Raw genomic sequence first — 8,230 nt, 5'->3', positions numbered from 1 at the left:
GCGGGTGGACCGTGGTCGGCAGTCACGTCTGCGGGGTGCTGCTTGGGTGCCGGGTGCGGCCCGGTCGTGGCTGGTCGCGCAGTTCCTCGCGTCCCTGTCGGGGCTGACCGGCGCCGATGAGGTGCTGGGTGGGCCCCGTAAGGGGCGCGGGGAACTGCGCGAGCGGCCCAGGTGGACCGGCGGCCGCGGGTGGACCGTGGTCGGCAGTCACGTCTGCGGGGTGCTGCTTGGGTGCCGGGTGCGGCCCGGTCGTGGCTGGTCGCGCAGTTCCTCGCGTCCCTGCCGGGGCTGACCGGTGCTGATGAGGTGCTGGGTGCGCCCCGTAAGGGGCGCGGGGAACTGCGCGAGCAACCAGCGCGGGCCCGCAGCCGCGAGCATGCGGCACCCGGCAGACGCCCCGTACCGTCACCCCTAGCGGGAGCTGAGGAGCGCGGAGATACGATCCGGCGCGACGGGGCGCGAGTACAGCCACCCCTGCCCCGTATCGCACCCGATCCTCCGCAACCGCTCGGCCTGAGACGCAGTCTCCACGCACTCGGCCGTCACCGTGAGCCCCAGCCGGTGCGCGAGCTGCACCATCGCCTCGACGATCACCTCGTCGGCGGGGTTCGTGTGCGTCTCGCCCTCCTCGTACTGGAAGCCCCGGACGAACGACCCGTCCAGCTTCAGGACGGAGACCGGAAGCCGGCTCAGGTACGCCAGGTTCGAGTACCCCGTGCCGAAGTCGTCGATGGCGATCCGCACCCCCATGTCGCTCAGCGCCTGCAACGCCTGCAACGGGCGCCCCGCCGACCCCATGACCGCGGACTCGGTGAGCTCCAGTTGCAGCAGCCGCGCCGGCAGCCCCGTCTCGGCGAGGATCTCCGCGACGTCCGCGACCAGATCCGAGTCCCACACCTGACGCACCGCCACATTGACGCTGACGAACACCGGTTCGCGCTCCGGGTGCTCCAACTGCCACCGCACCGCCTGCCGGCAGGCACTGCGCAGCACCCACCGGCCGAGCTGCACGATCGAGCCGTCCTCCTCGGCCAGTCCGATGAACCGATTCGGCGTCAGCAGGCCGAACTGCGGATGCTGCCACCGCACCAGCGCCTCGACGCCGTGCAGCCCCTCGTCGTCGAGCCCCACCAGCGGCTGGTACTCCAGCACGAACTCATCGCGTTCGACGGCGGGTCGCAGTGAACTGGCCAGTGCCTGACGGGTCATGCGGTGCGCGTTGCGCTCCGGGTCGAACAGCGTCCAGCGGGCCTTGCCGTCCGTCTTCGCCCAGTACAGCGTGGTGTCGGCGGCCTGCATGAGCCCCGTCGTGGTGGTGCCGGCCGCGCGCCGTTCGACGACGCCGATGGACGCGGAGACGGAGAGCCGCTGCCCGGACAGGTCGAACGGCTCCTGCAGCGCCGTCAGCGTCGTCTCGGCGAGATCCGTGAGCTGGTCCGTGCCGGTCGAGTCCTCGACGAGCAGCGCGAACTCGTCGCCGCCGAGCCGCGCGACCAGCGGCGCCCCCGTCCTGCCGTAACCGGCCCGGTCCGCGCAGCGGGTGAGCCGGTCCGCGACGGCGGCGAGCAGCCGGTCGCCGACCCGGTGGCCGAGCGTGTCGTTGACCGCCTTGAACCCGTCGAGGTCGAGGTAGCAGAGCCCGATCCGCCCGGTGCTGGTGTCGTCGTACGTGCCCGCCTCCAGCGCGGCGGCGAGCCGCTCGAAGAAGAGGTTGCGGTTGGGCAGCCGGGTCACCGGGTCGTGCATCCGCACATGGCGCAGCCGGGCCTGCAGTTCGCGCCGCGCACTGATGTCGGCGGCGGCGAGCAGCACCGTCCCGCTCCCGCCCCGCCCCGTCCCGGCCTCGCCCCGCCCCGCGGGCGCCGGCATCGGCGAGACGGTGATCTGCACCCAGAGCGAGTGCCCGTCGGGGTGCTTCAGGCGCCGGGTGCAGCGCAGCCTGGCCTGCCGGCCCCGGAGCACCTCGCGGTAGGCGTGCCAGGTGCGGGCGTCGGAGGAGAGGTCGATCAGATCGGCGGCGACGCTGCCGGTGAGCGAGCCGGGGGCCGCGCCGAAGAGGGCGGCGAGCGCGTCGTTGGCGCTGAGCACCAGGCCCTCGTCGTCGATGACGGCGAGGGGCAACGGGGCGGCCGCGAAGGCGCCGCGGTAGTCGGACCGCTCCGTATGGCGACGCTCCGTGAGGTCGGCTCGGGCCGGGCCGGGTGCTGTGACCGTCGTGGGGGTGGGCCCTTGGGACGTTCCGTTCACCGCTTGCTCCCGCAGTGCAGGTTGTTCTCGAACAGGTCTCGTCGGCCGGCGGTCTCGGCGGGCGGTGGTGTGGGGACCGGGCCCGCGCTGGAAAGTGTGCCGATCATAGAGGCTGGCCAGAGGGCTGTTCCAGCCGTACCGCCGGGGAGGGCGGGGCCCACCGCCGTCGGCAGATCGTTTCTGCTCGGCCCTGAACTGGTTCCGATGCGACCCGATCGCTTGTGACGTTCCGTGAGCGGTCGGGGTGTCGCCCTCTCGCCGCTCCGTCACTCGGAAGGGCCAGACAAACAGGGCGAGCGTCAAAAAATCACCACAAGGTGGGTGGGATGTCCCGCATTCCGCACCCGGAGGTCGACGTGCCGCGTCAGCTCCCCCCTTGGGGACTCACCCGTGGAGGGGGGAACTCCCGTCTGCGCAGCACCGCCGCCCTGCTCACCTCCCTGACCGCCCTGGCCGCCACCTCTCTGGTCGCGGGCCCCGCGATCGCCGAGTCGCCCGGCGGGCCGTGTGCCCTGCGCCGCACCACCGCACACCACTCGGAGGGCCTGGACACCTGGAACACCTCCTACCCGCGCCCCGTGCGGACGCTGAACGCGGTCATGGTGTTCCTCTCCTTCCCCGACTCGCCGCCGCTCACCACCCCCGACGAGCTGACCGCCGACTACTTCCCGGCCACCAGCCAGTTCTTCGAGCGGGCCTCGTACGGCAAGTTCAGGCTGGCCCCGCACCCGCGGCGGGAGTGGGTCGAGATGCCGCACGGCTCCCTCTCGTACGCCATACGGCGCGACTGGAACGCCCAGCGCCGCGCCGCCTATCTGCGCGACGCGATGGCGGCCGCCGACCCGCACGTGGACTTCTCGCGGTACGACCTCGTGTACTTCGTCGCCGACCCGGACGCGCCCGGCGTCGACTCGGACGCCACGAAGGTGGTGAACCTCGACCACCCCCTGCGCGCCGACGGCACGGACATCCGGCGCATCGTCACCGTCTTCGAGCGCCACCCCCCGGACCGCAACGTCCTGGCCCACGAGACGGGCCACGTCTTCGACCTGCCCGATCTGTACCACCGCCCCACCGACGGCAAGGGCGACTGGGACACCCACGTCGGCGACTGGGACGTCATGGGCAGCCAGTTCGGCCTCGCCCCCGACCTGTTCGGCTGGCACAAGTGGAAGCTGGGCTGGCTGGAACGGCGCCAGGTGCGGTGTCTGCGGGCGGGGACGGAGCGGCTCACCCTGGACCCGCTGGCGGCGCCGCAGCCGCCCGGCGCGCTGGGCGGCACCCGGCTCGCCGTGATCCGCACCGGCCGGGGCTCGGCGCTCGCCCTGGAGGCCCGCGGCCCCCTCGGCAACGACCAGGCCTCCTGTACGGCGGGGGTGCTCCTGTACCGGGTGCGCAACGAGGCGGCGTCCGGCGGCGGTCCGGTCGAGGTCGTCGACGCCCATCCGGACTCCGAGTCCTGCTGGGGCGAGTCGGTCTACCCGCAGCTGGCCGACGCCCCGGTGCGCGAGGGCGAGAGCTTCACGGTGCCGGGCGAGGAGATCCGCGTCGAGGTGGCGGGGCGGACGGCGTCCGGTGCCTGGACGGTGAACGTCACGACGGGCTGAGACGCCCACGCACGCTCCGCACCCCTGTGCCCCGCCCACCGGACGCGCCTCGTACGGAGGCGGCACGCAAGAAGCCCCTCGCTCTCGCGAGGGGCTTCTCACCGTCTGTGCGCCGCCAGGGACTCGAACCCCGGACCCGCTGATTAAGAGTCAGCTGCTCTAACCAACTGAGCTAGCGGCGCCTGCTGACGTCGTAGACCTTAGCATCCTGATCGCCGCCAGGAAAAATCGATATGCGCACGGCGGAGGAGGCCGCGGCCCGTGCCGCCCGGACGCAGGCCCAGAGGATGATCTCGGGCCCCGGGAGCCAGGGGTGACGGGTGTCGGGGGCCACCAGCCAGCGCGATCCGAGGCGGTCGCCGCAGGCCTCGCCCGGGGCGCCGGCGCCGTCCGCGAGCGGCGGCACGGTGACCGCGTCGCCGGTGCCGTGGCAGAGCACGGAGGGGACGGCGCGGCCCCACTCCTCCCACTCCAGGAGGGAGGGCAGCCGCTGGGCGGTGCCGGGGGCGGTGAAGAGCAGGACGCGGCCGCGGTGGGCGGCGACCGGCCCGGAGCCGGGCCCCTCGGTCCATAACCGGTCCAGCATCCGCCGCCCGAACACCGCGGGGACGCTCACCACGTCGAAGGCGGTGCCGCAGGGGAGCACGGCGGGGGCGGTGGGCTCGCTGCGCCACAGGGCGAGGGCGCTGCGCGGATACGTCTCCGCCGAGGCGAGCCAGGCGGCCCCTTCGGAGGTGACGGCGCAGGCGTCGTGGGCGGGCCCGGCGAGGGAGGAGGTCACGGAGGTGTGGAGGGAGAGACTGCTCATGACAGCAACATGTACCGAGGGTGAAGAGGTCATCTCCGAGAGTTGCCGAAAACCGGGACAGCAGGGAGTGGTGTGGGGTACCTTGCCCCCCTGGCATATGCCAGCGCAGGGCCTCCGCAGACGACCTGCGGCCCACGGCCTACTGGCGCTCGGCGCCGCCCCGCAGCAGGTCCCGGCCGAACTCGACCATCTTCTTCGCGTAGTCCTCGGTCCACTCCGCGCGCTCCGCGATCACCGCGAGCGTCAGCCGGTCGAACCGGCGGGGGTCGGCGAGCTGGGCGGCCGCGATGGCCTGGAACTCGATGGACCGGTCCGTCGCCGCGCGGAACGCGTGGGTCAGCTCGGTCGCGCGGTCCAGCAGCTCGCGCGGGTCCTCCATCGACTCCAGGTCGAAGAAGTGCTCGGGGTCCGCAGTGGCCTCGGCCGGCTCGAAGAGCAGGGGCGCGGGTCGCATGCGCTGTTCGCTCCGGGGCCGCTCGGGCTCCGCCATGGTGGTTCCTCCTCGTACGGTGCGGCCGTCCGTTCCGGTGTCCGGCCGACTCCCATTCTCCCTTGCGGCACAAGGGGGCGGGGCTTACCGGCAGGGCCTACCGGGGCCAGCGCACCCGGTGCTCCGACAGCCGTGCGAGCACCGCGTGGTTCGCCTCCCAGCCGTCCGGGAACTTCACCGTGACGCCCAGCTGCACCGGTTCCGTCGACGGGTGGTCGTCCAGCAGGGCGCCGACCCCCGCGCGGCAGACGACGATGCACGCGTGCCGGTGCCGGGACGTCAGCACGCAGAGCCGGCCCGTCTCCAGGTGGAAGGCGGTCGCGTCCGGCCGGCCGGAGAGCGGGTGCAGGACGACCGTCACGTCGTACTCACGGCCCTGGAGCCGGTTGGCGGTGTCCACCGTGACGTCCATGACGCCGAGGTCGGCGAGGGCCGCGCGGACCGCCGCCGCCTGGTCGCGGTGGGCGGTGCCGACCGCGATGCGGTCTGCGGTGAGCGGGGTGGGGTCGGGGCCGCGCTCGGAGGTGGCGGCGCCACCCCGGTCCAGCAGACGGCGGACGACCTGGGCCAGCGCGCGGACCGCCTCGGGATCCGTGCGCGGCGTGTTGCGCGCGGGCAGTTCGAGCAGACCCCAGCCCGACTCGGCCGCCTCGTCGATCACCCGGTCCGGGCCCGAACCGTCCGACGCCACCGCGAAGCGCAGCGCCCGGTCCCCGTGGCCCGTACCGCTGCGGAACGGCGTGTACGGGTAGAACGCGTCGGAGACGAGCGGCGCCGCCGAGGCGGGCAGCCGCCAGGAGACCGGCAGCCGGTGCTGCGGCAGCTCGGGGTTGTGGGCGAGCAGCGTCGTCACCGCGGACGCCGACGGGTCGTACGAAAGCCCCGCCCACTGGTCCGCGCCGACGATCGAGAACGGGTCCAGCTGCCCCGGATCGCCCACGAACAGCGCCCGTTCGAAGAGCCCCGCCACGGCGAGCAGCGCGTCCGAGCGCATCTGGTACGCCTCGTCGACGATGGCGTGGCCCCAGGGCGCGTCGAGCTGCTCCACCTTCACGTGCGCCCACTTCGCGGCCGTCGAGATGACCACGTCGAGACCGGCCAGGTCGCCCGGCTTCGTGGACTTGCGCACGTGTTCCAGGTCGTCGAGGGCCTTGTCGTACGGATCGGGGTCGCTGCTGTGCAGACGGCCGACCGGCAGTTCCGGGTCCTTCTCGGCGAGGCGCAGGACCAGGTCGTCCACCTGCGCGTTCGTCTGCGCGATGATCATCAACGGGCGGCCCGCCGCGGCCAGTTCGAGGGCCGCGCGGACCACCAGCGTCGACTTTCCCGCGCCGGGCGGCGAGTCGACGACGACGCCGCGGTGGGTGCCGTGCAGCGTGTCGTGGAGGATCGCCTCGGTGGCGCGCGCGGCCTCGGCGCCGGGGTCGAAGGAGGCGCCCGCGGGCGGGGCGAGCTGCATCACAGGGTGTCCTCCGCGGTCACGGGGTCGGGGCGCTCCGCGGTGTCCGCGGAGTCGGCGGGCGGCCCGCCGTGCGTCCACGGGGTGGCCTCGGGGTCGGGCAGCTTGGGGCCGCCGCGCTGCTCGTGCTCGAACAGGGTCCAGCAGATCCGGTCGCCCTTGGCGGGCACCGACCCGGACTCGGGCTCCTTGCCGCGGCCCATCTTGTCGACGATGCGCAGGACGACCGTCCCGCCGCCCGCCTCGCCCTCGTACGCCACGAACTCCGCGGTCTGCGGCTTGCCCTGGAGGGAGCGGTACACCTTGGTGCGCTCGCCGAGGTGCGGCCGGTCGTCGGTGCGGACGGTGACCAGGGGGCGCGGCCGGGGGCTCTTGGCGTCGTTGTACGCCATCACGACCTCCGTCACCTCTCCGGCGAAGGCCTCGCCCGCGAGCCGGCGGCCCGCCATCACCAGGGGGTCGTCGAGGGCCTCCTGGGCGTCGAGGCGGGCCTGTTCGCGCTCGCGGGTGGCGAGCTTGTTGGCCGCGGTGACCGCGTCGTCCACGCGGGGCTGCGGCGGTTCGCCGGCCGTCACGCGGTCGCGGTGGCCGGTGAACGACCAGCGGTCGCGGGTCCACCGCTCGGCGGCGCGCGGCGCCTCGGGGAGCGTGCACAGGGCGTCGAGGCCGCGCCAGACGGCGTCCCAGGTGGGGCGGGTCCTGCTTTCGACCAGGGCGTGGATCTCCCGCTCGGCGGCGGTCAGCAGCGCGAGACGCCCGTCCGCCTCGACGCCGTCCTCGGCGGCGGCCAGCGCGGTCCGCGCGCGGTCGTAGCGCTCCATGGCCGGGGCCAGCAGGTCGTTGTCGAACGCCGGGTCGGTGGCCGGGCCCGCGGGCGGGCACAGCAGCTGGCCGTCCCGGTCGCGGGCGAGTTCGGCGCGCAGGGCCGCCTCGGCGCCGGACGTGCCCGCGGGCGCCTCGATCCAGGCGAGCAGGGCGCCGAGGTGCTGGTCCTCCAGGCTGGACTGGCCGGTGGCCCAGTGCCGGGAGAGCAGCTCGGTCATGGCGGCGAGCAGCGACGAGCCGGGCACCCGGGCGCGCTCGCCGAAGTGCGTCAGCCAGCGGCCGAGGAGGGGGACGCGGGCCGGGGCGGGGTAGGGCGCGTCGGGGCCCTGTTCGGCGGTGCGGCGAAAGCGCATGGAGCGGCCGAGGAGCCGGACGAACTCGATGCCGGCGCGGCTGGGCACGATGATCTGCGGGGCGTCCGCGCAGAGTTCGACCTCGACCTTGACGCGCTTGCCGGTCTCCGGGTCGGTCTCGTTGCGCTCGGCGGCCTCGACGTCCTGCGCGAAGGAGTCCACGTACGGCAGGACGACCTCGGCGAGCTCCGCGAGGAAGGCGAAGCGCAGGTCGCGGTCGCGCGGCTGCGGGACGGTGAGCAGCCGCGGCGAGGTCCGCTCGGTCCCGACGAGGGCGCCCAGCGGCGCCCCCGTCTCACCGGCGGTGGTGAGCGGCACGAGGACGAGGGGCCGCTGCGCGATGTGCCGGTGCCGTACGGTCGCCCGCGCCTGGGCCCGCCCGGTGGAAACGGCTTCGAGCCGAGCAAGACTGTCGATCAGAGACACGGAACCCCTTCCGGA

The 8,230-nt window shown here is 73.9% G+C and carries 6 protein-coding genes and 1 tRNA gene; 1 reads left to right on the top strand and 6 read right to left on the bottom strand.

All coding sequences use genetic code 11. The features are described 5' to 3' along the window. Nucleotides 1-411: 411 nt before the first annotated feature. Nucleotides 412-2,247, bottom strand: a complete 1,836-nt coding sequence (locus tag ACZ6B8_RS03260) for a putative bifunctional diguanylate cyclase/phosphodiesterase (RefSeq protein WP_471606125.1) — start codon at nt 2,245-2,247, stop codon at nt 412-414. 326 nt (nt 2,248-2,573) lie between these two features. Here ACZ6B8_RS03260 and ACZ6B8_RS03255 point away from each other — a divergent pair, with 326 nt between their 5' ends. Next, complete coding sequence (locus ACZ6B8_RS03255; RefSeq protein WP_471089126.1) at nt 2,574-3,854, top strand: M6 family metalloprotease domain-containing protein; 1,281 nt, start codon at nt 2,574-2,576, stop codon at nt 3,852-3,854. Nucleotides 3,855-3,962: 108 nt separating this feature from the next. Here ACZ6B8_RS03255 and ACZ6B8_RS03250 read toward each other — a convergent pair. The 5 genes from ACZ6B8_RS03250 to ACZ6B8_RS03230 form a co-directional block, all read right to left on the bottom strand. Next, nucleotides 3,963-4,036, bottom strand: a tRNA-Lys gene (locus ACZ6B8_RS03250). After that, nucleotides 4,027-4,662 carry a bifunctional DNA primase/polymerase gene (locus ACZ6B8_RS03245; protein ID WP_471606124.1) on the bottom strand — a complete coding sequence of 212 codons (636 nt, stop codon included), beginning with the start codon at nt 4,660-4,662 and terminating at the stop codon, nt 4,027-4,029. The genes ACZ6B8_RS03250 and ACZ6B8_RS03245 overlap by 10 nt, the downstream gene beginning before the upstream one ends. A 139-nt stretch (nt 4,663-4,801) precedes the next feature. Beyond that, nucleotides 4,802-5,152 carry a hypothetical protein gene (locus ACZ6B8_RS03240; protein ID WP_471089130.1) on the bottom strand — a complete coding sequence of 117 codons (351 nt, stop codon included), beginning with the start codon at nt 5,150-5,152 and terminating at the stop codon, nt 4,802-4,804. A gap of 97 nt (nt 5,153-5,249) precedes the next feature. Beyond that, nucleotides 5,250-6,611, bottom strand: a complete 1,362-nt coding sequence (locus tag ACZ6B8_RS03235) for an AAA domain-containing protein (RefSeq protein ID WP_471606123.1) — start codon at nt 6,609-6,611, stop codon at nt 5,250-5,252. Further along, nucleotides 6,611-8,215, bottom strand: coding sequence for a hypothetical protein (locus ACZ6B8_RS03230; protein WP_471606122.1), 1,605 nt, complete (start codon nt 8,213-8,215; stop codon nt 6,611-6,613). Before ACZ6B8_RS03230 ends, ACZ6B8_RS03235 begins: the two co-directional genes overlap by 1 nt. Nucleotides 8,216-8,230 lie beyond the last annotated feature (15 nt).

This window comes from Streptomyces sp. NPDC041122, from assembly GCF_055592445.1.
Note: the sequence above shows the minus strand (reverse complement) of the source record. Positions and strands in the feature narration are given on the sequence as shown.